The organism is Phormidesmis priestleyi ULC007 (genome assembly GCF_003003695.1).
In the GTDB taxonomy this organism is placed as follows: domain Bacteria; phylum Cyanobacteriota; class Cyanobacteriia; order Leptolyngbyales; family Leptolyngbyaceae; genus Phormidesmis_A; species Phormidesmis_A priestleyi_A.
This window is the reverse complement of record NZ_PVWG01000017.1, coordinates 16,787-41,849: the sequence shown is the minus strand read 5'-3', so window position 1 is coordinate 41,849 and position 25,063 is coordinate 16,787. Positions and strand designations below refer to the sequence as shown.

General features: G+C 49.6%; 27 protein-coding genes. 18 read left to right on the top strand and 9 right to left on the bottom strand.

Features of this window, described 5'->3' with window-relative positions; translation table 11 throughout:
* Nucleotides 1-11: 11 nt before the first annotated feature.
* The 5 genes from nuoK to C7B65_RS15340 form a co-directional block, all read right to left on the bottom strand.
* Nucleotides 12-317, bottom strand: coding sequence for an NADH-quinone oxidoreductase subunit NuoK (gene nuoK / locus C7B65_RS15360; protein ID WP_073072649.1), 306 nt, complete (start codon nucleotides 315-317; stop codon nucleotides 12-14).
* Between the two features lie 12 nt (nucleotides 318-329).
* Nucleotides 330-944 (bottom strand): NADH-quinone oxidoreductase subunit J, encoded by a 615-nt coding sequence (locus tag C7B65_RS15355; RefSeq protein WP_073072738.1) that lies wholly within the window; start codon nucleotides 942-944, stop codon nucleotides 330-332.
* An 11-nt stretch (nucleotides 945-955) separates the two neighbouring features.
* On the bottom strand, nucleotides 956-1,543 hold the full coding sequence (gene ndhI, locus C7B65_RS15350; RefSeq protein ID WP_073072650.1) for an NAD(P)H-quinone oxidoreductase subunit I: 588 nt from the start codon (nucleotides 1,541-1,543) through the stop codon (nucleotides 956-958).
* A gap of 28 nt (nucleotides 1,544-1,571) precedes the next feature.
* Complete coding sequence (nuoH, locus tag C7B65_RS15345; protein ID WP_073072651.1) at nucleotides 1,572-2,690, bottom strand: NADH-quinone oxidoreductase subunit NuoH; 1,119 nt, start codon at nucleotides 2,688-2,690, stop codon at nucleotides 1,572-1,574.
* 366 nt (nucleotides 2,691-3,056) lie between these two features.
* Entirely contained in the window at nucleotides 3,057-4,193 is a 1,137-nt protein-coding gene (locus C7B65_RS15340) for a citrate synthase (RefSeq protein WP_073072652.1), read from the bottom strand.
* A 310-nt stretch (nucleotides 4,194-4,503) separates the two neighbouring features.
* On the opposite strand from C7B65_RS15340, the gene C7B65_RS15335 reads away from it, so the two are divergent.
* From C7B65_RS15335 to lpxB, 8 genes are all read left to right on the top strand, one after another.
* Entirely contained in the window at nucleotides 4,504-4,923 is a 420-nt protein-coding gene (locus C7B65_RS15335) for a hypothetical protein (RefSeq protein WP_083582985.1), read from the top strand.
* 101 nt (nucleotides 4,924-5,024) lie between these two features.
* Complete coding sequence (gene codA, locus C7B65_RS15330) at nucleotides 5,025-6,293, top strand: cytosine deaminase (RefSeq protein ID WP_073072654.1); 1,269 nt, start codon at nucleotides 5,025-5,027, stop codon at nucleotides 6,291-6,293.
* Nucleotides 6,294-6,349: 56 nt separating this feature from the next.
* The gene (gene purC, locus C7B65_RS15325) at nucleotides 6,350-7,078 is read left to right on the top strand and encodes a phosphoribosylaminoimidazolesuccinocarboxamide synthase (RefSeq protein WP_073072656.1); all 729 of its coding nucleotides are present in this window, start codon (nucleotides 6,350-6,352) and stop codon (nucleotides 7,076-7,078) included.
* 174 nt (nucleotides 7,079-7,252) lie between these two features.
* On the top strand, nucleotides 7,253-9,640 hold the full coding sequence (locus C7B65_RS15320) for a BamA/TamA family outer membrane protein (RefSeq protein WP_073072658.1): 2,388 nt from the start codon (nucleotides 7,253-7,255) through the stop codon (nucleotides 9,638-9,640).
* Complete coding sequence (lpxC, locus tag C7B65_RS15315) at nucleotides 9,640-10,536, top strand: UDP-3-O-acyl-N-acetylglucosamine deacetylase (protein WP_073072660.1); 897 nt, start codon at nucleotides 9,640-9,642, stop codon at nucleotides 10,534-10,536. Before C7B65_RS15320 ends, lpxC begins: the two co-directional genes overlap by 1 nt.
* Entirely contained in the window at nucleotides 10,524-11,045 is a 522-nt protein-coding gene (gene fabZ / locus C7B65_RS15310) for a 3-hydroxyacyl-ACP dehydratase FabZ (protein WP_073072662.1), read from the top strand. Before lpxC ends, fabZ begins: the two co-directional genes overlap by 13 nt.
* A gap of 19 nt (nucleotides 11,046-11,064) precedes the next feature.
* Complete coding sequence (gene lpxA, locus C7B65_RS15305; RefSeq protein ID WP_073072664.1) at nucleotides 11,065-11,886, top strand: acyl-ACP--UDP-N-acetylglucosamine O-acyltransferase; 822 nt, start codon at nucleotides 11,065-11,067, stop codon at nucleotides 11,884-11,886.
* Nucleotides 11,883-13,079 (top strand): lipid-A-disaccharide synthase, encoded by a 1,197-nt coding sequence (lpxB, locus tag C7B65_RS15300; protein ID WP_073072666.1) that lies wholly within the window; start codon nucleotides 11,883-11,885, stop codon nucleotides 13,077-13,079. Before lpxA ends, lpxB begins: the two co-directional genes overlap by 4 nt.
* A gap of 168 nt (nucleotides 13,080-13,247) precedes the next feature.
* Here lpxB and C7B65_RS15295 read toward each other — a convergent pair whose 3' ends face one another.
* Nucleotides 13,248-13,988, bottom strand: a complete 741-nt coding sequence (locus C7B65_RS15295; RefSeq protein WP_073072668.1) for a type 1 glutamine amidotransferase — start codon at nucleotides 13,986-13,988, stop codon at nucleotides 13,248-13,250.
* A gap of 114 nt (nucleotides 13,989-14,102) precedes the next feature.
* The gene (locus C7B65_RS15290; RefSeq protein ID WP_073072670.1) at nucleotides 14,103-14,330 is read right to left on the bottom strand and encodes a hypothetical protein; all 228 of its coding nucleotides are present in this window, start codon (nucleotides 14,328-14,330) and stop codon (nucleotides 14,103-14,105) included.
* Nucleotides 14,331-14,476: 146 nt separating this feature from the next.
* On the opposite strand from C7B65_RS15290, the gene C7B65_RS15285 reads away from it, so the two are divergent.
* The 3 genes from C7B65_RS15285 (at nucleotide 14,477) to C7B65_RS15275 (ending at nucleotide 15,346) form a co-directional block, all read left to right on the top strand.
* Nucleotides 14,477-14,752, top strand: coding sequence for a BrnT family toxin (locus C7B65_RS15285; RefSeq protein ID WP_073072672.1), 276 nt, complete (start codon nucleotides 14,477-14,479; stop codon nucleotides 14,750-14,752).
* A complete protein-coding gene (locus C7B65_RS15280; protein ID WP_073072674.1) occupies nucleotides 14,715-14,993 on the top strand; it encodes a BrnA antitoxin family protein in 279 nt (92 codons plus the stop codon). The genes C7B65_RS15285 and C7B65_RS15280 overlap by 38 nt, the downstream gene beginning before the upstream one ends.
* 119 nt (nucleotides 14,994-15,112) lie before the next feature.
* Nucleotides 15,113-15,346, top strand: a complete 234-nt coding sequence (locus C7B65_RS15275; RefSeq protein WP_073072676.1) for a hypothetical protein — start codon at nucleotides 15,113-15,115, stop codon at nucleotides 15,344-15,346.
* A 43-nt stretch (nucleotides 15,347-15,389) separates the two neighbouring features.
* Here the strand turns inward: C7B65_RS15275 and C7B65_RS15270 are convergent, their stop codons facing one another.
* Nucleotides 15,390-15,674 carry a hypothetical protein gene (locus C7B65_RS15270; RefSeq protein ID WP_073072678.1) on the bottom strand — a complete coding sequence of 95 codons (285 nt, stop codon included), beginning with the start codon at nucleotides 15,672-15,674 and terminating at the stop codon, nucleotides 15,390-15,392.
* A gap of 192 nt (nucleotides 15,675-15,866) precedes the next feature.
* On the opposite strand from C7B65_RS15270, the gene C7B65_RS15265 reads away from it, so the two are divergent.
* The 5 genes from C7B65_RS15265 to ilvC all read left to right on the top strand — a co-directional run bounded on the left by C7B65_RS15265 (nucleotide 15,867) and on the right by ilvC (nucleotide 22,444).
* Nucleotides 15,867-17,408: a NupC/NupG family nucleoside CNT transporter gene (locus tag C7B65_RS15265; RefSeq protein WP_106254053.1), complete on the top strand. Its 1,542-nt coding sequence runs from the start codon at nucleotides 15,867-15,869 to the stop codon at nucleotides 17,406-17,408.
* Between the two features lie 30 nt (nucleotides 17,409-17,438).
* On the top strand, nucleotides 17,439-19,124 hold the full coding sequence (locus C7B65_RS15260) for a DUF2079 domain-containing protein (protein ID WP_073072682.1): 1,686 nt from the start codon (nucleotides 17,439-17,441) through the stop codon (nucleotides 19,122-19,124).
* 24 nt (nucleotides 19,125-19,148) lie between these two features.
* Nucleotides 19,149-20,570 carry a NupC/NupG family nucleoside CNT transporter gene (locus tag C7B65_RS15255; RefSeq protein ID WP_073072684.1) on the top strand — a complete coding sequence of 474 codons (1,422 nt, stop codon included), beginning with the start codon at nucleotides 19,149-19,151 and terminating at the stop codon, nucleotides 20,568-20,570.
* 19 nt (nucleotides 20,571-20,589) lie between these two features.
* Complete coding sequence (locus C7B65_RS15250) at nucleotides 20,590-21,348, top strand: hypothetical protein (RefSeq protein WP_073072686.1); 759 nt, start codon at nucleotides 20,590-20,592, stop codon at nucleotides 21,346-21,348.
* Nucleotides 21,349-21,448: 100 nt separating this feature from the next.
* A complete protein-coding gene (ilvC, locus tag C7B65_RS15245) occupies nucleotides 21,449-22,444 on the top strand; it encodes a ketol-acid reductoisomerase (RefSeq protein WP_073072688.1) in 996 nt (331 codons plus the stop codon).
* 45 nt (nucleotides 22,445-22,489) lie between these two features.
* On the opposite strand, the gene C7B65_RS15240 is transcribed toward ilvC, so the two are convergent.
* On the bottom strand, nucleotides 22,490-22,717 hold the full coding sequence (locus C7B65_RS15240; RefSeq protein WP_073072690.1) for a hypothetical protein: 228 nt from the start codon (nucleotides 22,715-22,717) through the stop codon (nucleotides 22,490-22,492).
* A gap of 281 nt (nucleotides 22,718-22,998) precedes the next feature.
* Between C7B65_RS15240 and C7B65_RS15235 the strand changes: the two genes are divergently transcribed.
* Both C7B65_RS15235 and C7B65_RS15230 read left to right on the top strand, forming a co-directional pair.
* Nucleotides 22,999-23,886 carry an EndoU domain-containing protein gene (locus C7B65_RS15235; RefSeq protein WP_106254052.1) on the top strand — a complete coding sequence of 296 codons (888 nt, stop codon included), beginning with the start codon at nucleotides 22,999-23,001 and terminating at the stop codon, nucleotides 23,884-23,886.
* A 265-nt stretch (nucleotides 23,887-24,151) separates the two neighbouring features.
* Nucleotides 24,152-25,045, top strand: a complete 894-nt coding sequence (locus tag C7B65_RS15230) for an MBL fold metallo-hydrolase (protein WP_073072691.1) — start codon at nucleotides 24,152-24,154, stop codon at nucleotides 25,043-25,045.
* Nucleotides 25,046-25,063: the final 18 nt, after the last annotated feature.

Here is a 25,063-nt window from a genome sequence, read left to right as displayed (position 1 = left end):
TCTGCCATGAACTACCACTTGAGCAAATTAAACTGCTCCATATCCACAGTGTCGCGATTGCGGTAAATGGCAAGCACGATCGCCAGCCCAACCGCCGCTTCTGCTGCCGCGATCGTAATCACAAAGATGGTAAAAATCTGCCCCTTAATCGTCTGCGGATCGAGGTAGTTAGAAAATGCCATCAGATTTAGATTCACAGCGTTGAGCATGATCTCGATCGACATCAACACCCGCACCGCATTACGACTCGTAATCAAGCCATAAATGCCAATGCAAAAAAGCGCGGCGGCAAGAAGTAAAAAGTACTGAAGTTGCATAGTCCCAAACTCTTATTGAATAGTGCTATCGCCGCGACCCGTAGTAATCAGATCACGCGGACGTTCTGGCAAGGTCAGCGATTCAGTTTCACCCGCCTCAAGCTCAGTTTCGGGCAGAAACTCACGACGGGCAAGCACAATCGCACCCACCAACGCCATTAGCAGCAATATCGAAGCCAACTCAAAGGGCAATAAGAAATCGCTGAAGAAATGTAGACCGATGCGGACGATCGAAGAATCTCCAACAGCAGTTTCGGTCGAAATCGCCCAAGGAGTCGTCACCACCATCGTTCCCAGCAGGGCAAAAATGCCAAAACACACGAGCGCCGTTGCCACCTGACGAATCCACATTCTCGGCACTACTTTGAAATCTTCGCGCTTGTTGACCAGCATAATGGCAAACAAAATCAGAACGTTGACCGCTCCGACGTAAATCAAGACTTGAGCAAACGCCACAAAGTCCGCATTCAGCAACAAATACAGTCCCGCGATGCTAATAAACACGCCGCCCAGCAAGAAGGCTGAGTAAACGATGTTCTTTAACAGCACCACGCCCAATGCAGACCCCAGCATCATCACTGCCAACACGCCCAACGAGACGATTTGAACCCCTTCCGCTAAATTCACGTCCTTCACTCCTATGCTTTAGGTTCTTTGTCTAAGATTTCTTCAGGGCGCAACCCAGAACGACGCGAACCTGCGGGGAGATCGTGAGGATCAGTAACCCCCTTGGGCAGGTAAGCAAATTCTCTTAAAGGGGTCACCATTGGGTCGTTGGTCACCTTATAAGGGAGGCGACCTAACGCTACGCTGTCGTAGTTTAACTCGTGACGATCGTAAGTTGACAGCTCATATTCTTCAGTCATCGACAAACAGTTGGTTGGACAATATTCGACGCAGTTGCCACAAAAAATGCAAACTCCGAAGTCAATGCTGTAATGCTTGAGCTGCTTTTTCTTAGATTCTTTGTTGAATTCCCAATCGACCACGGGCAGGTTGATGGGGCAAACTCGCACACAGACTTCGCAAGAAATGCACTTGTCAAACTCAAAGTGAATTCGCCCTCGAAACCGCTCTGAAAGAATCAGCTTTTCGTAGGGATATTGAACGGTGATGGGGCGGCGGCGCATGTGGTCGAAGGTGACAGACAGCCCTTGACCGATATATTTACCCGCCTGAAACGCCTCTTTGGTATAGTCACCAACTTGCTTAAGAAACTTGAGCATCCGTGTTCTCCAGAAAATGAGAGTAGGGTCAGCCGCCAAACGCGATCGGGAATGCTAACTTTAGACCCGCCGTGAGCAGCAAATTGACGAGCGAAACGGGTAAGAGGAACTTCCACCCCAAGTCTAGCAATTGGTCAATCCGCACGCGGGGAACCGTCCAGCGCATCAAGATCGCAATGAAGACCAAAAAGTAAGCCTTTAACAACGTCATCGTGATGCCCAGCGTTGCCAAGCTCACTTGCAGCCAGGGAGTGTTTTCACTCACACCAATCAAGTTGGCGATCGTACTCACGCTGACCGGAAATTCCCAGCCGCCCAGATAAAGCACCGCGAACAGCAGCGCAGACAGAGTGAGGTTGACGTAAGAACCCAGATAAAAGAGGGCGAACTTCATCCCAGAATACTCAGTCTGATAGCCAGCGACGAGTTCTTCTTCGGCTTCTGGCAAGTCAAAAGGAATGCGCTCACATTCTGCCAGGGCGGCAATCCAAAAGATCAAAAACCCGACGGGTTGTCGCCAAATGTTCCAGCCGAGAATGCCGTAGCCTGACTGTTGCTGCACAATATCTACAGTGCTGAGGGAATTAGACATCATCACGATCGCTAACACCGACAGCGCCAACGGCAACTCATAGCTGATCGATTGGGCGGCGGCTCTCAAACCACCTAACAGCGAGTATTTGTTGTTAGAGGCATAGCCCGACATCAAAAGCCCGATCGGGACGATGCTAGACAGCGCAATCCACAAAAACACGCCCATTCCCACGTCGGCGACGATCAGATTTTGCCCAAACGGGACAATCAGGTAAGAGAGAAAAACGGGAATGACGACGATCGCCGGGCCCAATGTAAACAGAAGCCCATCTGCTTTAGATGGCGTAGTATCTTCCTTAAAAACTAGCTTTAGCCCGTCTGCTAGAGGAGCCAAAATGCCCAACGGGCCGATAAATTCTGGGCCAATTCGCTGTTGGGCGGCGGCAGAAATTTTTCGCTCTAGCCAAACTAACACCAACACGCTCACCGTTGCTGCCACCAGCATGATCAGCATCGGCAAAGGCAACCAAAGTGCTCTCGCAGCCCCAGGCGGGATGCCAAAACCTCTGACAGATTCAATAAAAGTTCCTTGAAGGTCAATTCCTGGGTTCATGCTTTCCCAACTTGCGTCAAGTCATTCTCTAGTCGCCACTGACTCACCTGAAGATGAAGTTTTTGGGCGACATTCAACGCCTATCAGTATATCTTTCCTAATGGAACAGAACCGCATCAAAGTGCTGAATTTATAGCTCTTTTGGTCATCAAATTATTCAATCGTCTGCATTCATTCCAATGAATACTGATTTGAGTCAGGCGGCGATTCGGAGTTTCTGACAGTTGCCGATCTTAACTTTCCATAAAAGAAGCCCCCAAACGCAAGAAGCTTGGAGGCTGGAGTTCCTGAAAATCGTCACCTGACTATAGTTGCAAGGGATCGCTGAGAGAGCAAGAGGGGTGACACCCCGTATCTGGGGTTAAGTTAGCGATCGTCGATCGATACATAGGGTACTGAATGCAGCCCAGTGTAAATCTGCGTTGGTCGGAAGATCCGGTTTTCGTTCAATTGTTCTTTCCAGTGAGCCAGCCAGCCCGCGACGCGAGAAATCGCAAACACAGGCGTAAACAGGTCTGTAGGAATTCCCAGCTTGCGATAAACCAAGCCTGAGTAGAAATCGACGTTGGGGTAGATGCCCTTGCCACCAAGTTTTTCTTCGACGGCTCGTTCTAGCTCAGTCGCGATGTCGTAATATTTGTCGTGCCCAAACTTTTCAAACAGTTGTTCTGCAAGTTCTTGCAAAATAATGGCTCTGGGATCTTTAACCTTATAAACTCGATGCCCGAAGCCCATAATTCTGGCTTTGCGCTGAAGCCGATCGTCCAGATAAGGACGAACATTTTCAACCGAGCCGATTTCTTCCAGCATTTCGATCACTTCTTCACTGGCTCCTCCGTGAAGCGGACCTGCTAACGTGCCCACAGCAGACGCAATCACCGCATAGGGATCGGTCAACGTCGAAGCCGTCACCATTGCCGAGAACGTAGAGGCATTGATCGTGTGCTCGGCATGAATCACCAGACACACTTCAAAAATTTTGGCGGCTAGCGGGTCAGGTTCTTTCTCATTCAGCATGTAGAGAAAGTTGGCGGCGTAGTTCAAATCATCGCGTGGCTGAACCGGATCGTTTCCCTTTCGCATCAGTTGAAAGGCGGCAACCATTGTCGGAATCTTTGCCAAAAGCCTGACGACCGCCTCCCGAATATAGGTGGGGTCATCTAAAGCACGGCGAGAGTAAAACAAGCCCAACGCCGCCGCGCAAGCCTGGAGTGCATCCATCGGATGACCGCTTTCAGGAAAGCACTTCATCATGTCTCGAATGCGGTACTTCAGCCTTCGATGATATCGAATTTCATTTTTGAAGGCTTCTAATTCTTCTTTGGTTGGTAATTCTTTCCAGATCAACAGATAGGCAGTTTCCAAAAAGGTGCTTTTTTCAGCAAGTTCTTGGATGGGAATGCCCCGATATTCCAAGATGCCTTTTTGCCCGTCCACGAAGCTAATGCTGGACTGGGTTACTGGAACGCCTTCTAGACCTGCCCTAAATTCGCAGACAGTCATGATTCACCGTTATCTATACTTTATAAGTCTCAAGCTAACTTATCAGATTTAGTAGAACAGATTGTAGTGTCTGAACTAAACCCTCGATCGCTCACGTCCGCGTACCACATTTTTGTGATTGTCTATACAAACCTGACCTATAGATAAACTAATGTTTGCGGTTTTTTAGAAAAGATAATATTATTGAGACATAAAGATTTACACCTTGACTTAGGTTGCATTTACCAATAGGTCAGACGGCTCCTGATGAGGTCTGCGATAGATGGCAGGGGTGAATCCGCTATCTTTCTATTCTCTCGTAAGGAGTTTTATGCCACACAGCCATTCTCATCGTTCGTCTCATTCCCACGCTAAAACGAGCACCGCTTCAGAGCTTCGCAAAGCAAATCGACCCGATTCTAAAGCCGAACCGCACCCCTCGCATCAATGGCGAGAATCAAACCGCAGTCGCCCTGCAAATACTAAAATCAGTTTGACGAAGCTAATCGAGCGAGATGCACCGCTTCAAACCAACAGTCAACTGGTGTTAATGTATGGTCCTTTTCAAACTGAGATGCTGCCTGAAGCCGGACAAGGCGTTGCCTCCTGGATTAAAGACTGTCTTCGCAAACATGGATTGCCTAGTTTAGTCAGATTTGATTATCGTCGTCGCGCTCAAATCTTTCGTCGAGACGAGTTTCAACCCTGGTTAGAGCCACTGCTCGAACGGCAAAGCTACCCCAGCTATTAAATAGCAATTTCCTTTGCAGACTGCACCTTTTGGCACTCTTTGCACTATCCTCATCCGATAAAGTGGATGAATCGTGACAATCGCCAAAAGGTGCAAATTTTATGACTACGCCTGTCTACGACGTTATTTTACAGCAGGGTCGATTGCTGCGCCCATCGGGTCAGAGCGAAACCGTAGATATTGCGATTCAAGACGGTAAGATTGCCGCGATCGCGCCCCAAATCGAGGCTACGACTCACCTTGAGTTAAACATTCACGAACAACTAGTCAGTCCGCCTTTTGTAGAGTCGCACATTCATCTCGACTCAGCGCTGACTGCCGGAAATCCGCGCTGGAATCAAAGCGGCACCTTGTTTGAAGGCATCGAGATCTGGCGAGAGTATAAGCAAAATCTTTCGCTCGATAACGTGAAGCAACGGGCGATCGCCACCCTCAAACAGCAGGCGGCTCAAGGCGTTCTCTTTGTTCGTAGTCACGCCGATGTCAGTGAAACCAGTTTGACGGCTCTGCAAGCTTTACTAGAAGTGCGAGAAGAAGTTAAAGACTGGATGACTTTGCAAATCGTGGCGTTCCCGCAAGATGGGATCTATGGCAATCCCAAAAACGACGAATTGATCGAAGAAGCCATGAAAATGGGTGCGGATGCAGTGGGCGGCATTCCTCACTATGAGCTAACTCGTGAGGATGGGGTGCGATCGGTGCATCGCATTTTTGAACTGGCGGAGAAGTACGATCGCTTAATCGATATTCACTGCGATGAAATTGATGACGACCAATCTCGGTTTCTAGAAGTGGTTGCCGCTTGTGCAATTCGATCAGAGATGGGTTCACGAGTCACTGCCAGTCATACGACAGCGTTCGGCTCTTACAATAACGCTTACGCTTTCAAGCTTTTGGGATTTCTGCAACGCACTCAGCTTAATTTCATTGCCAATCCGCTCATTAACATCACGCTGCAAGGACGAACTGACACCTATCCCAAACGTCGTGGAGTAACTCGCGTTAAGGAACTCTGGCAGCAGGGCAGAAATGTCAGCTTAGGGCATGACTGCGTGCAAGATCCGTGGTATTCGCTCGGCACGGGCAATATGTTAGATGTCGCGTCGATGGCAGTGCACGTTTGTCAGATGACCGGAACTTCAGAAATTGACGCTTGCTATGACATGGTGACGGGAAACGGAGCTAAAACGCTGCACCTTGAAGACTATGGGATCGAGGTCGGCAAACCTGCAAATTTAATCGTTCTGGATGCGGACGATCGCACCAATGCGATTCGGCGGCGTGCGATCGTCCGCTTTGTCATTTCGCAGGGGAAACTGTTGGCTGAAACCCAACCTCCTCAGACCACTTGGAGAGGAGCCGTAAGTTAACAGATGAACGGTACAATGGTTAGGCTCAAATTTGGCGCTTGGGAGCGATCGTTGCTATGTCGATCGGACAAAAAATCTACGAAGGCAAAGCTAAGATCCTCTACACCACAGACGATCCAGACATTCTATTGACGCACTTTAAAGACGATGCCACTGCCTTTAATGCTCAAAAGCGAGGCAGCATCCAAGGCAAAGGAGAAATCAACTGTGCGATGTCTGCTCACCTCTTCAAGCTAATGGAATCTAACGGGGTGCCCACTCACTTCATCGACTGCCCTGCACCTAATGAGATGCGGGTTAAATCTGTAAAAATTTTGCCACTAGAAGTCGTCGTCAGGAACATTGCGGCGGGTAGTCTCTGTCAACAGACAGGTCTGAAGCTTGGAACAATTCTCAGCAAACCCTTCGTGGAGTTTTACTACAAAAACGATGACTTGGGTGATCCTCTGCTGACGCTCGATCGGCTGCGTCTACTTGATCTGGCTACCGATGATCAGGTGGATCAACTAAGAAGAATGGCCCTGCGGATCAATGACCTGCTCACGGCTTTCTTTGACCAGTGTGGAATCACTCTGGTGGACTTCAAGCTAGAGTTTGGCATTGATTCAAAAAATCAACTTCTTTTAGCCGACGAAATCAGCCCTGATACTTGCCGCTTGTGGAACCAAACTGAAACTGACCCCGATCGCCGCGTCATGGATAAAGACCGTTTTCGTCGTGATTTAGGCAACGTTGAAGAAGCCTATCGGCAAGTGTTAGAGCGAGTTTTGGGTCAAGTCGTCTAAAAAACAACGCTCGATCGTCTTTCAGGGATTGAGTTGATTGATGAGTGGTGAACCCCAACAATGCGGTAGAATTTCACAGTTTGCTAAGGATTGTAACCGCTTCTTGATATTGTGATGTTGAGTCTGCTCATAGCAGAATTCTGGTGTGAGGACGTGCCAAGTAACGTGAACAAAATGCGCTTATCCCCTGTTTTAATGGCAGCTTTTGCGGCTGTCGCCACCGTCGGCTGGTCGAATTCTGCAAAAGCCCAAACCCCTGACGGCTCCCAAGAGTCACGGGTAGATTCTACTCAGGCGATGGAGACAAATTCTGCTGCTAAACCGAGTCAACAGCAAGAAAAGGCGATCGCGCTGAGAAAGCGATCGAGCCAAGATGTCGTTGTTGAGACGGTTAAGGTTGCCGGGGTTTCTGTCCCGGATACGATCGCAGCCCAGCCTTTGGCAAAACCTTTTCGGTCAAAATTGGCGATCGCCGCAGTTCAAATTTCTCAGACTCAGGGAGGCGCAGTTGACGAGCAGCAGCCCACGCCAATCCAGCTTAACCCACCGTCTCCGACCTCGCCCACGCTGACTATTCCAACCGCGCCGTTAGCACCTGGTAGTCAGACCTCGCCGCCACCAACGGCGCAGCCGACTCCCCAAGAAACTCCAGCACCCGATAGCCAACCCGCAACCCCTGCTGTACCTTCGACCACTCCACCTGCTACTCCAACACCCGAAACCACTGAACCAGAGCCTAGAGTGCTGGTTGGCGAAGTAGTTGTTGTCGGTGCAGAGGCAGATCTGCAAGCTGAGGTCTATCGAGTCATTCGCACTCAGCCTGGACGGACGACCACTCGCTCTCAGCTGCAAGAAGACATTAATGCCATCTTTGCGACCGGATACTTTCAAGATGTCAAAGCAACGCCAGCAGATACGCCACTTGGGGTGCGAGTCACCTTTGAGGTGCAGCCCAACCCCGTCTTAAAGTCTGTGCAGCTAGAGGGCGCTCGTGTAGTGCCTGCTAAAGTCGTCAGTGATATCTTTAGTCCGCAATATGGCACCACGTTAAATCTGCGACAGCTTCAGACAGGCATTCAAGCCTTGACCAAGTGGTATCAGGACAACGGCTATGTCTTAGCCCAAGTGGTCAATGTGCCTAAAGTTGCGGCTGACGGCTCGGTGACGCTAGAAGTTGCAGAAGGGGTGGTCGAAGGGCTGCAAGTTCGGTTTGTCGACAAGCAGGGCGAAGATAAGGATGCCAAAGGCAATCCGATTCGTGGTCGCACTCGTGACTTCATCATCACTCGTGAGTTTGAGCTAAAACCGGGCGATGTGTTTAACCGGACGACGGCTGAACGAGATCTGCAACGGGCGTTTGGGCTAGGCATTTTTGAAGACATCAAGCTGTCCCTTAACCCAGGTCAAGACCCTCGTAAAGTGATTGTGGTCGCCAACGTCACCGAAAAGAACACTGGAAATATTGGTGTTGCCGGGGGCTTTAGCTCTGCAAGTGGTTTGTTTGGCAGCGTCAGCTATCAGCAGCAAAATGTGGGCGGCAATAACCAAAAGCTGAATGCAGAAGTGCAGATTGGTCAGCGCGATCAACTCTTTGACCTGAGCTTTACTGACCCCTGGATTGGGGGCGATCCGTTCCGCACGTCTTACACGGTTAACCTGTTTAGACGCAGGACAATTTCGCTAATCTTTGATGGCGGCGACCCAGAAATCGAGTTACCAAACGGCGATCGTCCTCGTGTCTTAAGAACGGGTGGCGGCATCACCTTTAACCGCCCTCTCGAACGAAATGTGTTTAAACGCGCTGAATGGAACGCTTCGCTCGGACTGCAATATCAACGGGTTTCGATTCGAGATGCCGATGGCAAACTCCGTCCTAGAGATGAGCTAGGCAACCTGTTGAGCTTTGACTCAAGCGGCAAAGATGACTTGATCACCGCCAGGTTGGGGTTTGTGCGCGATCGTCGCAACAACTTTCTGACTCCGACCAGTGGTTCGGTTCTCAGCTTTAGCACTGAGCAATCGGTGCCGTTGGGCAGTGGCAGCATTCTCTTTAATCGATTGCGAGGGAACTATAGCTTTTACGTTCCAACGCGACTGACTCGATTTACGCCAGGATGTCGAGACAATAAACCTCTTAGGATTGGAGAAAAACCGCCTACAGGAGGCTGCCCGCAAGCGTTTGCGTTTAACATTCAAGGCGGCACCATAGTGGGCGATCTGCCACCCTATGAAGCGTTCCCACTGGGTGGAACAAACTCGGTGCGTGGCTATGACGAAGGCGACGTGGGCAGTGGTCGTAGCTATCTGCAAGCCACCGCAGAATATCGGTTTCCCCTCTTCTCGATTATCTCTGGTGCTTTATTCGTCGATGCTGCTACTGATTTAGGCACTGGAAAAAATGTTCCAGGTGATCCAGCAGGTGTGCGAGGTAAGCCAGGAAGTGGTCTTGGCTATGGCATTGGGGTAAGGGTTCAGTCTCCTCTCGGCCCGATTCGGATTGATTTTGGTATTAATGATCAAGGCGGGAACAACATTCGCTTTGGGTTTGGAGAGCGATTCTAATGGCAGAAGTTGGGTTTCGGTTAGGGGCAGAAACCAGCCCGAGCTTGTCTTTACAACACACTCTGGCGCAGGAGGTGACTCGATCGGGCATTGGGCTACACTCTGGAACATCAACCCAGGTGCGAATTCGACCTGCCGCCCCTGGAGCAGGGCGCTATTTTGTGCGAGTTGATTTGCCCGATGAGCCGATTATTCCTGCCCAAATTGAGGCGGTTAGCCCCACAATGCTCTCGACTGAGTTGATCAAAGGCGATGCTAGGGTTCGCACAGTTGAACATTTGCTGGCAGCGCTGGTGAGTCTGGGCATTGACAATGCTCGAATTGAGATTGACGGGGCTGAAGTGCCTTTATTAGATGGCTCCGCTCAAGAATGGGCGATCGCGATCGCTCAAGCTGGCACCGTTTCTCAATCTGCACGAGTCACCCGATCGCTTTTAGAACCGATTTGGATTCATCAAGGCGATGCGTTTGTTGCCGCGATCCCGGCTCCAGAATTGCGGTTTAGCTATGGAATTGATTTTGAGTTAGCGGCGATCGGCAATCAGTGGCATAGTTGGTCGCCCGATCGCGATTCTTTTTTGACTGAAATTGCCCCGGCCCGCACTTTTGGGTTAGCTCACCAGATCGACCAGCTTCGCGCTAGTGGTTTAATCAAAGGGGGTTCGTTAGAAAATGCTTTAGTATGCGACGCTGAAGGCTGGTTGAATCCTCCGCTGAGATTTTCAAATGAGCCAGTGCGCCATAAGCTTTTAGACTTAATAGGGGACTTGAGTTTGCTGGGAACTGTGCCGATCGCCCATTTTCTTGCCTATAAAGCAAGTCACCGTTTGCACACCCAGCTTGCCCAAAAAATTTCCCTCGCCCTATATTCACCATCCAACTCATGTCAACCCTGATTGATACAAATTCAGAAAATGCGGCTGCGCTCCCGGTTGATCTGCCCACTGAGGCCCCCGAAACCGCTCCCCCAAAAACCGTGTTCACCGTTGAAGAAATTCATGCACTGTTGCCGCATCGATATCCCTTTGCGATGGTCGATCGGATTATTGACTATGTGCCTGCAAAAATGGCGATCGGCATCAAAAATGTCTCCTTTAACGAGCCGCACTTTCAAGGACATTTTCCGGGCAAACCGATTATGCCAGGGGTGCTAATTATTGAGGCAATGGCGCAGGTCGGCGGCGTAGTGCTGACCCAAATGGCAGACGTGCAGGGCGGACTGTTTATGTTTGCTGGCATTGATAACGTGCGGTTTCGTCGCCCCGTAGTGCCCGGTGATCAGCTTGTCATGACTGTGGAACTGTTGTCTGTCAAGGCTCGTCGTTTTGGTAAGATGCGCGGTCGTGCCGAAGTAGACGGTCAATTGGCTTGCGAAGGTGATTTAATGTTTGCGTTAGTCAGTTAATTTTGGGTTTTGCAATTTTATGGCAACCCTGATTCATCCAACGGCGGTTATTCATCCCGGTGCTCAACTTCATCCAACGGTGCAGGTGGGGGCTTATGCGGTGATTGGGGACAAGGTGACGGTGGGAGCCGGGAGTCTCGTGGGTCATCATGTGGTGCTAGAGGGACGCACCGAGATCGGCGATCGCAATCACATCTTTCCGGGGGCGGTGATTGGGCTAGAGCCTCAAGATCTGAAATATGACGGGGCGGTCAGTTTGGTTAAGATTGGCAACGATAATCAGATTCGGGAGTTTGTGACCATTCATCGAGCCACGTTTGCAGGTGAAGTCACGGCGATCGGCAATGGCAATATGCTGATGGCAAACGTTCACGTTGGGCATAATTGCTCGATCGAAGATCAGGTGATCATCTCAAATGCGGTGGCTTTAGCGGGTCACGTTCACATTGAATCACGAGCGCGGTTGAGTGGCGTGCTGGGCGTTCATCAGTTTGTGCATATTGGGCGACACGCGATGGTCGGTGGCATGGCTCGTATCGATCGTGACGTTCCACCTTATATGACTGTGGAGGGCAATCCCTCACGAGTGCGATCGCTAAATCTGATCGGATTGCAGCGATCGGGCTTAGCAGATGAGCATGACGGGCAGACCATGCAGTTGTTGAAGAAGGCGTTTCGGTTAATCTACCGTTCGGGATTGACGCTGAATGAAGCGATTGAGCAGCTAGAATTACTCCCTGAAAACGCGCATTTGCAGCACTTACAGTGGTTTATTCGCCAGTCTTTGATGCCTGGAAGAAGAGGACTAACGCCCGGAAAACGCACGAGGGATGACGGATGACCGATGAACCGCTCCAACCGTCAAAACCAGTCCGCGTTTTTATCAGCACAGGAGAAGTCTCTGGCGATCTCCAAGGTGCTTTGTTGATTCAAGCGTTGCAGCGACGATCGCAAACACTCGGCATTGAGCTAGAAATTCTGGCCTTGGGCGGCGATCGTATGGAGGAAGCCGGAGCAAAACTGCTCGGACACACTAGCACGATCGGCTCGATCGGGTTGCTCGAATCTTTGCCCTATGTATTGCCCACTCTAAAGGTGCAGCAGCAAGCAAAGCAATATCTCAAGATCCATCCGCCTGATGTGGTGGTGTTGATTGACTACATGAGTCCCAATGTGGCGTTTTGTAGTTATTTGCCCAAACATTTGCCTCAAGTGCCAGTGGTTTATTTCATTGCGCCTCAAGAGTGGGTGTGGTCAGCGAGTTCTTACAACACCGATCGCATTATCGGCGCAACCAGCAAAATTCTGGCAATCTTTCAAGAAGAAGCCAACTATTTCAAACGCAAAGGCGGAAAAGCGACCTGGGTTGGGCATCCATTAGTCGATCGAGTGCAAGCGGCTCCGAGTCGAGAAGAGGCGCGATCGTCTCTGGGCATTCCGTCAGACCAAACGGCGATCGTGCTGTTGCCTGCATCTCGTCAGCAAGAGTTAAAGTATTTGATGCCTGTGATCTTTGAAGCGGCACAGCAAATTCAAGAAAAGTTGCCCCAAGCTCACTTCTGGATTCCGCTAGCGTTGGAGAAATATCGCTGGGCGATCGAGCAAGCGATCACAGAATACGGATTGCGGGCGACTTTGTTAGACAGCAATCAAGGACAGACGACCTTGCAAGCGATCGCTGCCGCAGATTTGGCAATCACAAAATCGGGCACCGTAAATCTCGAAATGGCATTGTTAGATGTGCCGCAAGTGGTGCTTTATCGCGTCAATCGCGTTACTGCCTGGATTGCTCAAAAGATCCTCAAAGTTTCGATTCCCTTTATGTCGCCGCCCAATCTGGTGGAAATGAAGCCAGTCGTCCCCGAATTTCTGCAAGACGAGGCAACCGTAGAAAATATTGTTCAGGAAGCGATCTCGCTGCTTCAGCCCGATCGTCGTCAAAAAATGCTGGCAGACTATCAAGAAATGCGTCGCGCCGTGGGAGAAGTGGGAGTGTGCGATCGAGCCGCCCAAGAGATTTTAGATCTGCTTTAACGTCAGTTCGATGAGGTTGTTCGCTTCGTTGTAGAGGGCTTGTGCCCCCTAAATCCCCCATTCTGGGGGACTTCAGTCCCGATTTTTAGTTCAAAGTCCCTCACTGGTGGGGGATTTAGGGGGCGTTCCAGAGGTGCAACCGCAGCGAGGGATCTCATTGAATTCACGTTACTTTAACAAGATGCGATCGACAAACTTTTCGATCAGTTGGTTGGCGATCGGCGTGTCTTGCAACTGATTTAAGATGTGATCGAGCAGATGTGGCTCGTCTAAATATCGCGCTTGATAGCGACTAATGCGAACGGCTATATCATGGGCATCGACTTCGGGGTGAAACTGGAAGCCGTAAAACGGTTTGTTAGCAATCTTGAAAGCGTGAAACGGACAGAGATCAGAGTACGCCAACAAAATTGCCTCTTCGGGCATCAATACCGCCCGTTCTTTGTGTCCAGAAACGGCTAAAAAGCCATCAGGAACATCGTGAAAAAGCAAATCACTCGCCGCATTTTCAGTCAACCAAAGCGGATAGGTGCCCATCTCCATATTCGCTTTATCGACAATTACACTGCCTCCTAGCGCTTCGACCGCCGCCTGAAACCCAAAGCAAGAGGCGAAGACGGGAATGCTTTCGTCAAGACAGTGAATGATCAGCTTTTTAGTCGGCTCGACAAAAGGATATAACGTGGGTTGAGTCACCGAGGCATCACTAGAACCACCGATGAATAGAGCGTCGTAGCCATCGATTTGAGCGGGGCTAAAGTCAGGTGTGGCAAAGACATCCAGCACTGAAAACTGATGTGCCTCTAAGCGACCATAGCGCACAAACTCGTCTAACTCTTCTAGCCGAGTGATCGTGTCGCTACGAATTTGTAAAAGGAGAATTTTGAGATCCGATCGCTGCTTTGTCATGAAACTTTTAGAAGACCCTTCGCCTAGTAAAACTTACTTCTCCCCTAAATTTGCACTAGCCGGGAGTTTTATCTTGAATTCACACAGACGATCGTTTGAACTGCGATCGCTCCCCTACAAAGACTCAAACTGCGCGGTAAATCCTTCGATCGTCATGCACTCATCTTGAAAAGACTCCGCATCATTCACGTCTTCTACCTGAAATTCCATAATTCGCCGCTCATCGTCTTTCATCTTCTTGCTAGAGAGCGGTTTGGTTTGATATTTTGCGGCAATGGCTTTAAAAGCAGTGGCATGAATGCGCCAGCTATCAGCAGAACAGTAAACGATGACACGCCACATGAGAGTTTGCGACAAGGGACGGGTTTATTGTCGCATTCGATGGGGAGCGTTGGGGCGATCGGGGATGATATTTAAGAGGGTTGAGCAGTGATAACTGTAACGACAAAACGTAACTACAATAAGGGAGCTGTAGCGATCGTCCAGCAATGGAGTTTGAATGGGATGAAGAAAAGCGTCTTTCCAATCTTCACAAGCACGGAATTGATTTTGTTGACGTTTCCGCCGTGTTTGATGGAGATATGGTAACGGTTGAAGACGATCGCCACAGCTACGGAGAGCAGCGTTTTGTTACGTTCGGTTTATTGCAGGGGCGAGTTGTCGCTGTTGTCCATACTGAACGGGATGAGTTGACCCGCATTATTTCCGCAAGAAAGGCAACTAAATATGAGCAACGAGCCTATTTCGAGCAACTCTCAAACTGATTGGCAACGACTAGATGCAATGAGTGATGAAGACATTGATTTATCGGATTGCCCAGAAATTACGCCTGACCTTTTTGCCAAGGCTACGGTTCGACGGGGGTTACCTGTGGCAAAAAACAAGGCACAGGTGACGTTACGAATTGATAGTGATGTTTTAGAGTGGTTCAAATCTCAAGGACAAGGTTATCAAACTCAAATCAATACCTTGCTACGATCGTACATGGAAGCACATCGGTCATGATATTTGTAGTATCGCCAGCATTTTGCGTTTAGTTACGTCGCTCTGATTATGAGTGTTAGCAGTGATTGAAAAGCGATCGATATAATTAGTAATGTCTCTTGCTGAAGAGGTTAATAACTGTGACTCAATTGCTTGAACAAGCGATCGCCCGATTAAAGACCTTGCCTGCGAGCGAGCAAGATGCGATCGCGATAATGATTTTAGAAGAACTTGAAGATGAAGTTCAATGGGATGGGTCATTTGCAAAGTCTCAGGATGCGCTTGCCAAACTTGCAGCCGGAGCAATGGCAGAGTATCGCTTGGGTAAAACTCAAGCGCTAGACCCAGAGACATACTGTAGAGACGCAGTATAAATATCTAATCGGCTGTTTGACTTTTGGGCTTCTACACTCATTCTCAAAGGTCGTCAAACGGGTTAAAAATATCCATCATCGGACGATCGCAGTTAGGCAACTCTGACGGCGGACGATCATTACTCCATGCCCACCAGACCTGACCACACTGACATTGATAAAATTCTTGCCACTTTTTGCGATAGTCGTCTGAAAAGACGGGCGATCGTCGATTCACCCAAACGTGATCGGCTTCGAGGCAAGACTTATGGCAAGCCGGGCAGCAAAACTCGTGAGCGTGGATGGCGGGTTCAGTCCAGGTCGGAGCGGTTGGATTAAAAGCGTCCATGAATCAACGAATGAAGGCGACTCTGCTTATTATGACCTTTTCAAGGATTGGCGTAGCGATTTTGGGTCAGGGCGATCGCTAGAATTAAGTGCGCCGATCGAGTCGTTTTTAGGTATCGTCTTAGTGATGCCGTTCATCTACCTTGAGAGTAGTCCTGAAAAACGTTTCGCCCTCGTTGAAGGATTCAGCCCCATGAGTCTGCTCAATCTCATCTCATTTTTTGGCATTTTTGGCTTGTGTGCGATCGCGTGGCTCTTCTCAGAAAACCGCAGTCTGCGAGTCTTTCCCTGGCGCGTGTTTAGCATGGGAATTCTTTTGCAACTGGTGCTAGGAGCGCTAGTTTTTTGGTTGCCCTTTACAAGAGAGGCGCTGCAAGTCTTTAGTAATTTGTTAGATGGAGTGTTTCTGGCCGCAGACACTGGCGCAAATTTTGTCTTTGGAAACAATATAGTTCCTTTGCCGACAAAACCTGCAAGCGTCAACCTGGGTTATATTTTTGCCTTTCGAGCGTTGCCGACCGTAATCTTTTTCTCTGGATTGATGGCGTTGCTCTACAACATTGGAGTGATTCAAGTTGTCACCAACGTGTTTGCAAAAGCATTCTATACAACGATGCGATTGAGTGGGGCTGAAGCGTTGAGCGGCGCGGCGAATATCTTTGTGGGCATTGAGGCGGCGATCGTCGTCAAGCCCTTCTTGGCAAAAATGACCCGCAGCGAACTCTGTGCGATTTTATCTTGCTGTTTTGGAACGGCGGCTTCATCGGTGCTGGCAATCTATGTGAGCTTCTTGCGTCCTGTCTTTCCCAATATTTTGGGGCATTTGGTTTCGGCTTCGATTATTGCAATTCCTGCCTGTTTTGTGTTGTCTAAAATTTTGGTGCCAGAAACCGAGATTCCGCTGACAGCGGGTGGCATTCCAGTTGAGACTGACGACAATGAAGACTTTGAAGGTGCGCCGAGAGAAAGAGTTGGAGGCGAACCCATTGAGCGAGTTAGCCCACTGGATGCAGCGATCGTAGGTGCCTTAGACGGGGTGAAAATGTCGGTGTCGATCGCCGCAGTCCTCATCCTAATTTTGGGGTTAGTTTCGCTAATCAATCAAATTTTTGCAGGCTTGGCAGGCATTCCCGGTGTGATTGGTCAGTTTTTTGGCATTGTCACTTTGGCGAATATCGCGGGTGTATTGTTCTTGCCATTTACATTTTTGACGGGGGTCTCTCTAGAGTGGAACGAACTGTGGGAATCGTCAGTGATTATTGGGCGCAGACTGCTCGAAACCGCGATTCCGCCTTATCAGGCATTGGCGATCGCCGCCGCTCGTCCGGTGAATCCTCTCAGCGATCGTGCGGTTTTGATCGTTAGCTACGCGCTGTCTGGGTTTGCTCACCTGGCATCGGTTGGCATTTTTGTGGGAGGCACGATCGCGCTGATTCCGTCTCGTCGTAAAGATATCTCAGAGCTTGGCTGGAAAGCCCTGTTTGTCGGCACGTTAGCCACTTTAATGATTGCGTGTGTAGCAGGGTTTTATGACACCGGAAGCACTAGCATTTTGGGCAATAAACCAGCACCTGCGGTCATTGCTCCCGCAAGTGTGCCCTCTCCGCCCCCGGCTGCGGTGCCTGCAAAAGCTTCCCCTGCTGCAAAAACTCTTTCTGTTCCGGCGGTTCCATCATCTGAGAAGGCAGCCAAGCCTGCTAAGGCGACGACTCAAAAACCCGCAGTGGCTCGTTGACGATCGCCCATAAACTCAAGTTTGTATTGCATGACTTTCCTTAAATCCTTAATTCCAGAAAAAGATCAGATTGGGTTGCAGCGATCGTACTTACTCGCCGCAATTTTTTTTACGATCGTGTTGCTGATTTCGCTAAACCGCTATTTTGTTTTTTATGCATCTTATGATCACGGATTGTTTAATCAAGTTTTTTGGAACAATTTGCATGGGCGTTTCTTCCAAAGTTCTCTAACGTCTGCAAATTCGGTTGCATCGTTAGAAGATGGCGTGATTCCAACCGTGCATTTTTTGCACTTAGCTCATCATTTCGTCTTAGATTTCCTGCTGTGGATTCCTCTCTATGCAGTGTTTCCTCATCCAGTGACGTTAATCGTGTTGCAGGTTGGGTTGACCACCATTGCAGGACTCGTACTCTACGCATTGGCGCGGCATTATCTTCAGCCTCAATTATCGCTGTGGATTACAGGCAGCTATTACGCTGCGATCGCCGTGATCTCTCCAACCCTTGCTAATTTCTATGAGCAGTGTCAGATTCCTCTGTTTACGTTTGCGTTGCTGTTAGCGTTAGAAAAACAGCGCTGGGGCTGGTTTTGGCTGTGTGCTCTGCTCGTGCTAGGAAGTCGGGAAGACGCAGGGATCGTGCTCTTTGGGGTCGGAGTCTATCTAGTGCTGAGTCGCCGCCATCCTTGGACTGGGTTAGCCGTGTGTTTGACCAGCTTTAGCTATATGGCGATCGTGACCAGCCTCATCGTGCCGCAAATCTCTACAGACAGTTCACGATTGTATTTTGCCCATCGGTTTAAGCAGTTTGTAGACAGTCCAAATCCGACCATAATGCAGGTGCTGTGGGGAATGGTGACAAGGCCGATCGCGCTGCTTTCTAGCCTGTTTTTGCCCCTCGATCGCCGCCTCAGCTATCTCGCCGGACAGTGGCTCTCGCTCGCGTTCATCCCCGCTCTGTCGCCGACTGCTTGGACGATCGCCGGATTTCCACTGTTAGCGCTGTTTTTGCAATCAGGACTTTCTGCCCTATCGCTCAATCTGCGCTATGCCTTGGCGGTGGTGCCCGGACTGTTTTATGGAGCGGTGCTGTGGTGGTCGCGCCATCCTCATTGGTTTACGCCCCGGTTTCGCCGCTTTTGGAGCGTTTGCCTGGTGTTCTCGATCGTCTTCACGGTGACTAACAATCCCAATCGGGCGCTGTCGTTTATGGTTCCTGACTCGATTCGTCCCTGGGTGTTTGTGCCGCTGACGCGCCAGTGGAACCATGCTCACCAGATCAATCAGGTGATTCGTCAAATTCCTGCGGATGCCAGCGTTTCTGCTAGCACTTATTTAATTCCTCATTTGTCGAGTCGGCGGGCGATCATTCGACTGCCAAGACTCCAGATTCGCGACGATCGTGACCAGGTGATCACTGTAGACTATGCGGTTGCCGATTTGTGGCAGATGCAAGAATATCAAAAGGCGTTTGCAGATAGCTTGGCTGATTTGCAAGCAACGCTGCCCACGTTAGAAAGAATTTCGGCTGACGGAACCTATGGGGTGCTTGACGTTCAAGATGGAGTAGTGTTGATGCAAAAGGGTGTCTCATCAAACCCTGAAGCCCTAGCAGCTTGGCAAACCCTGAAAGCAGAAATCAAGCAAAAATCTCAATCTCAATCTTCTGCAAGACTCGATCCGAATGTTGATAGACTTGCTGAAAATCAGATTTAATAACCTTTTTGGTCAATATTGATAATGACGTGGTTAAACCTTTTGTCTTTTGTCGGCATTTTTGCGCTCTGCGGCATCGCCTGGTTAGGGTCTGAAAACCGTCGCGTGATTCCCTGGAAGGTGATCATCTGGGGCCTTGGCTTGCAGTTAGTGTTGGGGCTGCTCGTCTTTTCCTTTCCCGGCACCCGGCTTGTGATTCAAGCGCTCAGTGATGGCGTTAACGCGATCTTAGATGCCACCGAAACAGGCGCGCGGTTTATTTTTGGTTCTCTGCTTGTGCCTGAGCCAAATCGGGTGCCGGGTCCCGTTTTAGCAGGGCGCTGGATTGCACGAGCCGTCACGCCGCCTTATGTGCCAGTGGCGGGCGATCGTCTCAGCCCTGATAATCTCAACTTGGGCTATGTCTTCGCGTTTCGGGCGCTGCCGTCGGTGATCTTCTTCTCGGCGTTGATGTCGCTGTTTTACCATTTGCGGTTGATTCAACCGATCGTCAATGTCTTCGCCAAGTTGTTTCGCCGCACAATGGGCTTGAGCGGCGCAGAAGCGTTAAGTGGCGCGACTAATATTTTTGTTGGAATCGAGTCGGCTCTGGTCGTCCGTCCGTTTTTAGCGGAGATGACTCGCAGCGAGTTGTGTGCCGTTCTCACCGCTTGCTATGGCAGCATTGCTTCAACGGTTTTAGCGCTTTACGCGCAGCTACTGCGTCCCGTTTTTCCTAACATTACTGGACATTTGATTTCGGCTTCGATCATGGCAATTCCGGCTTGCTTTGTCGTGTCTAAACTGCTGGTGCCCGAAACCAATGTGCCTAAAACGTTGGGGAGTCTGCCAGCAGAGATCCCCGAAGATGCGAGTAAAGAAACGAATGCAATGGAAAGCGTGATCACGGGCGCAATGGATGGCGTGAAATTGGCGATCGCGATCGCGGCTCTTTTAATCGCTGTTTTAGGATTAGTTGCCCTCGTCAATCTTTTCTTTGGCAATCTCGCATCACTGGCGCAAAGCAATAATCTATTTATTCGTCGTCTCGGTCTGATTTTTGAAGTCGTGACGTTACAAAACATTGTCGGCGCACTGTTTTTGCCGTTGACTTTTTTAACAGGCATTTCGCTCAACTGGCAAGAGCTTTGGCAATCGTCGGTTTTAATCGGACGCAGATTGCTCGAAACCGAAGTTCCGGTTTATCAGCAGTTAGCGGTTTTAGCAGACAAAGGCGCAATCAGCGATCGGGCCCTGCTGATCGTCAGCTATGCGCTCTGTGGTTTTGCCCATCTACCCGCCGTGGGCATCTTTGTTGGGGGATTTGTGAGCCTGATTCCGTCTCGCCGCAAAGATCTGAGCGAGTTAGGCTGGAAGGCTCTCTGGGCAGCGACATTAGCGACTTTAATGATCGGCTGTGTCGCGGGCGTATTTGCGTCGAACAATCCGACAATTTTAGGCAGATAACTTAGAGCCGGAGACTTACATGAAATTAAATCGAAACTGGCTGATTGGGTTAGCCTTCGCAGCGTTTATCGGATTCACCACATTTGGACAAACCGCTTGGCTAAATCCCACAGTGGCACAGGCAGAACCGCCGATCGTCACTCCTAGTGCATTCCCCGCATCTCCGGCAACTCCGCCCACTGCAACTCCTAGTGTTCGTCCTACGGTTAAAGCTTCTCCAACGCCTTCTGCAACTCTTGTTCCCGCGATTCCAACCCTTCCGCTTACACCCATTTCTCCGGCTCCCGTCGTTCCGATCGCGCCTGCTTCGATCGCGCCACCTTTGCCAGTGAGTGGCGACTATAAAGACCCCAATAAACGCTTTAAGATTGCCATTCTCAAAGATTTCACCGTCAGCCCATTAGCAGGATCGGTGTTGATTGAATCGCGGGATGGCAGTTTAGCCTACACGGTGCTGGTGCGATCGCAGGGTGAACTAGCACTGCAAAATGGCGATGCAACCTTCATTAATGATGCTTTGGCAAAGATTGCTCAAACTGCCTTTCAGCAAGGAGAAGGATTTCAGACTGGGCAGTGGCAAGCGATTCCAGGCGGCATCAAAATGGATTGGACAGGCAGCTTGACGATCGCCGGAAAAAGCCAGCCCATGAGCGGCGTAATTTTAGTCCGTCAGCTACCAACCGATGTGGCAATGATCCTCATTGCCGCGATCGAGTCAGCCGTTGAGCAAGTGCCGGGAGCAGTTTCAGCACTGGTGGATAGTTTGCAGCCTCTTTAACTTTCAAATCTTCTCTAATTGATTGAGCCAGACCGCTCATCTGGTAAACTTAGGAGTTCTGAGATCACCCAACAAGACTTGCTGCAAGGAGACTCCTATCATGGCGCGGATGTATTATGACGCAGACGCTAACTTAGATTTACTGTCTGGAAAGACGATCGCCATTATCGGCTACGGCTCTCAAGGACACGCTCACGCCCTCAACCTCAAAGACAGCGGCATGAACGTGATTGTGGGGCTATATCCGGGCAGCAAATCTGCAATCAAAGCCAAAGATGCTGGGTTAGCGGTGCATAGTGTTGCCGACGCAGCAAAAGCGGCAGACTTCATCATGATTTTGCTGCCCGATGAAGTGCAAAAAACCGTCTTTACCAACGAGATCGAACCCAACCTTAATGAAGGTGACGTTCTCGCCTTTGCTCACGGCTTTAACATTCACTTTGCTCAAGTGGTGCCGCCTGCCCATGTCGATGTGGTAATGGTTGCCCCCAAAGGGCCTGGACATTTGGTGAGACGCACCTATGAGCAAGGCGAAGGCGTTCCGGCACTGTTTGCGGTCTACCAAGATGCGTCAGGTCAGGCCCGCGATCGGGCGATGGCATACGCCAGAGGCATTGGCGGCACCCGTGCTGGAGTGCTTGAAACCACCTTCCGCGAAGAAACCGAAACCGACTTGTTTGGCGAACAGGTTGTGCTTTGCGGCGGCTTGAGTGAGTTGATCAAAGCCGGATTTGAAACCTTAACCGAAGCGGGCTATCAGCCAGAGTTGGCTTACTTTGAGTGTCTGCACGAAGTCAAGCTGATCGTCGATTTAATTGTCGAAGGTGGCTTGGCAAAGATGCGCGATAGCATCTCCAACACGGCAGAATATGGCGACTTGACTCGCGGCCCTCGCATTGTCACCGATGCCACTCGCGCCGAGATGCGAAAGATTCTCCGCGAAATTCAAACCGGACAGTTTGCCCGTGAGTTTGTGTTAGAAAACCAGGCAGGCAAACCCGGCTTTACTGCCATGCGCCGCCGCGAAGCAGAACATCCGATCGAAGAAGTCGGCAAAGATCTCCGGGCCATGTTTAGCTGGCTAAAGAAAGTCTAAAAAGCTTCTGAGTGATGAGTTGCGCTCATTTACACACTCATCACTCTATTTAGATTTTCCGTTCTGTTCAGCTTTTTGAATTGCGTCTTGAGTACGATCGTAAGGGCTGGTTTTCGGTCGCCACTCAGGAAACATACTAATCATCATGCCATCGAGTGAGCGACGAGCCTGAAAACTGTATTGCCCGATCGAGGGTGGCAAAAATTGATCGCCAAATCCAACATAGATCAAACCGAGAAGCAATATAAATCCAACGGGAATTTTCTTAAGCATAAAGTCCTGCTTGGGGAGAAATAGATTCTGTGTCTCAATGCTCGAAAGCAGCCCTGAATTTCTCAAACTAAACGCGCTCTTGAAGACTAATCACGCTTTCAAACCCTGAAGTGGTAGTGAAGCGATGCGCCTACTTCAATAATGCCTTGAAATAAAAAAGGTGGTTGTTCCAATGATGACTGATCAACCCTAATTTTCAACCCTGATTGGAACAAAGGAAGGCTCTTTTAGAGTCTACTGAGAGAGTTATGGTTGACTAAAATTTATTGTTAAGGTGTCTTATGGTCAGATTGGTTACGAGGGGTGTGTATGGAGTTGCATTGCTGCTAATAGCAGGCGTATCATTACCACTGATTCAGTCTGTTTCGGCTCAATCTCTTCAACCTCAAACCGTTGATTCTGCAAAAAAACGCCCTGCAAAATCTACAAAATCAGGTTTACTTCCCTTCTTTGATCAAGCTGATAATCTAGTTACGGTTCGCTTTCCTAGAAATCAAAAAGTTGATATTACTCCGGTTCCACCTTCGCTGAATGCGTTTGATCAAAAAGTGCTAAATACCTGTGGAACCTTTGGCAGTAAGGTCAGCACCATCAGTATTAGAAGATTGCTGTCAGAGTCGCCCCAAGTGGTGCAGCAAATTAAACAAACCGTGGGTGGAGAATTGTTTTCAGGTCGGCGCAGTGACAATCAATTTCGCGATGATTTGGTGACAATATGGTCAGACCGCCGTGCCTTTGAGCATATTTTTTGTGGACAGATGCGAGGGGCAACTCAAATCGGCGGTCTGCACTTTGTCGGGCGATATCTGCAACTGCAAAATCAGGGCATTGCTGGACGGTTGCCTAACAATTCTAAAGCCGAAGAAGTGATTGCTGGAGAAGTTTATACATTAGGTGTAGAGATTCGGCAGGGCGATCGAGTCATCACCAGAGATTCTAAAAAAGGTTACTCCTACGTCAGCAATGCCCAAGAGATTTTGGTCGATGCGACTCGCGCATTTAAAGCTTTTAGAACTACCGCTAGTGCCAACCAAGCTTGTCTTTATACCGTGCGTGATGCCTCGTCAGCACCGCCCTTTCAAGCGGTATTTGTAAAAACTAATCGAGCGATCGTCACCTTCTATCCTGACGCAACCCCAAAGCCCAACGAGGCATCTTGCGGGCAGTAACTCAAATTAACGTGAGTTCGACGAGGTTTTCACTTCGTTCTCAGCGGCTTCTGCCCCCTAAATCCCCCACTTTGGGGGACTTTAAGCCAAAATTTCTGGTTCAAAGTCCCCCAATCTTGGGGGATTTAGGGGGCTTCCCGAATTCATAATCGGAGTGAACCACTCCTATCGAACTCACGTCAAATTAAGGAGAATTTCACCCTATCTCATATTCATAACGAGTATGATTTAGTTAGAAAGTCAAACACTCCTTGATTATTTAACTATGGCTCACCTCACCCAACGCCGCCCCGAAAACGTTGAGGGCGACTTCTACGTGGATCAAACCTGCATCGATTGTGACACTTGTCGATGGATGGCTCCTGATATTTTTGATCGAGAAGCCGGAAGATCGGTAGTTTTTCATCAGCCTCAAAGCGAAAGTGAACGTTTGCACGCGATGCAGGCATTGTTGGCGTGTCCTACTGCGTCGATCGGCACCGTTGAGAAACCGACAGACATCAAAATCGCGCAGCAGAGCTTTCCGGTTTTAGTCGCCGAAAACGTCTATCACTGTGGCTATCACGCCGAAAACTCGTTCGGAGCCGCCAGTTATTTCATTCAACGTCCCGAAGGAAATATTCTGGTCGATTCTCCTCGATTTGCGCCTCCACTGGTTAAACGCTTAGAAGCAATGGGCGGCATTCGCTATCTCTATTTGACGCATCGTGACGATGTTGCCGATCACCAGAAATTTCACGATCATTTTGGTTGCGATCGCATTCTCCATACCGATGAAGTCAATCGCGGCACTCAAAGCGTAGAACTCAAACTCACGGGATCAGATCCGATTCAGCTAGAGCCAGATTTGTTGATCATTCCCGTCCCCGGTCACACCAAGGGACACACCGTTCTGCTCTATCAAAATAAGTTCTTGTTTACTGGCGATCATCTCGCTTGGTCTGCACGTCAAAATCACCTGGTTGGGTTTCGCGAAGCCTGCTGGTATTCGTGGGAAGAATTGCAGCGATCGATGCAAAAACTGGCGAACTATTCATTTGAATGGGTTTTACCAGGGCACGGACGGCGCTATCATGCAGACGCTAAAACCATGCACCAGGAGATGCAAAAATGCCTGACGTGGATGGGGTTGAATCTTGATAGCGGCGAGTGGAATTAAGGGACGACAGTTCTTTTG

What these genes read in the sequence shown, in the direction of transcription:
- nuoK (WP_073072649.1), bottom strand. Translation starts at nt 317, where the DNA reads ATGCAACTTCAGTACTTTTTACTTCTTGCCGCCGCGCTTTTTTGCATT.
- ndhI (WP_073072650.1), bottom strand. Translation starts at nt 1,543, where the DNA reads ATGCTCAAGTTTCTTAAGCAAGTTGGTGACTATACCAAAGAGGCGTTT.
- nuoH (WP_073072651.1), bottom strand. Translation starts at nt 2,690, where the DNA reads ATGAACCCAGGAATTGACCTTCAAGGAACTTTTATTGAATCTGTCAGA.
- C7B65_RS15340 (WP_073072652.1), bottom strand. Translation starts at nt 4,193, where the DNA reads ATGACTGTCTGCGAATTTAGGGCAGGTCTAGAAGGCGTTCCAGTAACC.
- C7B65_RS15335 (WP_083582985.1), top strand. Translation starts at nt 4,504, where the DNA reads ATGCCACACAGCCATTCTCATCGTTCGTCTCATTCCCACGCTAAAACG.
- codA (WP_073072654.1), top strand. Translation starts at nt 5,025, where the DNA reads ATGACTACGCCTGTCTACGACGTTATTTTACAGCAGGGTCGATTGCTG.
- purC (WP_073072656.1), top strand. Translation starts at nt 6,350, where the DNA reads ATGTCGATCGGACAAAAAATCTACGAAGGCAAAGCTAAGATCCTCTAC.
- C7B65_RS15320 (WP_073072658.1), top strand. Translation starts at nt 7,253, where the DNA reads ATGCGCTTATCCCCTGTTTTAATGGCAGCTTTTGCGGCTGTCGCCACC.
- lpxC (WP_073072660.1), top strand. Translation starts at nt 9,640, where the DNA reads ATGGCAGAAGTTGGGTTTCGGTTAGGGGCAGAAACCAGCCCGAGCTTG.
- fabZ (WP_073072662.1), top strand. Translation starts at nt 10,524, where the DNA reads ATGTCAACCCTGATTGATACAAATTCAGAAAATGCGGCTGCGCTCCCG.
- lpxA (WP_073072664.1), top strand. Translation starts at nt 11,065, where the DNA reads ATGGCAACCCTGATTCATCCAACGGCGGTTATTCATCCCGGTGCTCAA.
- lpxB (WP_073072666.1), top strand. Translation starts at nt 11,883, where the DNA reads ATGACCGATGAACCGCTCCAACCGTCAAAACCAGTCCGCGTTTTTATC.
- C7B65_RS15295 (WP_073072668.1), bottom strand. Translation starts at nt 13,988, where the DNA reads ATGACAAAGCAGCGATCGGATCTCAAAATTCTCCTTTTACAAATTCGT.
- C7B65_RS15290 (WP_073072670.1), bottom strand. Translation starts at nt 14,330, where the DNA reads ATGTGGCGTGTCATCGTTTACTGTTCTGCTGATAGCTGGCGCATTCAT.
- C7B65_RS15285 (WP_073072672.1), top strand. Translation starts at nt 14,477, where the DNA reads ATGGAGTTTGAATGGGATGAAGAAAAGCGTCTTTCCAATCTTCACAAG.
- C7B65_RS15280 (WP_073072674.1), top strand. Translation starts at nt 14,715, where the DNA reads ATGAGCAACGAGCCTATTTCGAGCAACTCTCAAACTGATTGGCAACGA.
- C7B65_RS15270 (WP_073072678.1), bottom strand. Translation starts at nt 15,674, where the DNA reads ATGGACGCTTTTAATCCAACCGCTCCGACCTGGACTGAACCCGCCATC.
- C7B65_RS15265 (WP_106254053.1), top strand. Translation starts at nt 15,867, where the DNA reads ATGAGTCTGCTCAATCTCATCTCATTTTTTGGCATTTTTGGCTTGTGT.
- C7B65_RS15260 (WP_073072682.1), top strand. Translation starts at nt 17,439, where the DNA reads ATGACTTTCCTTAAATCCTTAATTCCAGAAAAAGATCAGATTGGGTTG.
- C7B65_RS15255 (WP_073072684.1), top strand. Translation starts at nt 19,149, where the DNA reads ATGACGTGGTTAAACCTTTTGTCTTTTGTCGGCATTTTTGCGCTCTGC.
- C7B65_RS15250 (WP_073072686.1), top strand. Translation starts at nt 20,590, where the DNA reads ATGAAATTAAATCGAAACTGGCTGATTGGGTTAGCCTTCGCAGCGTTT.
- ilvC (WP_073072688.1), top strand. Translation starts at nt 21,449, where the DNA reads ATGGCGCGGATGTATTATGACGCAGACGCTAACTTAGATTTACTGTCT.
- C7B65_RS15240 (WP_073072690.1), bottom strand. Translation starts at nt 22,717, where the DNA reads ATGCTTAAGAAAATTCCCGTTGGATTTATATTGCTTCTCGGTTTGATC.
- C7B65_RS15235 (WP_106254052.1), top strand. Translation starts at nt 22,999, where the DNA reads ATGGTCAGATTGGTTACGAGGGGTGTGTATGGAGTTGCATTGCTGCTA.
- C7B65_RS15230 (WP_073072691.1), top strand. Translation starts at nt 24,152, where the DNA reads ATGGCTCACCTCACCCAACGCCGCCCCGAAAACGTTGAGGGCGACTTC.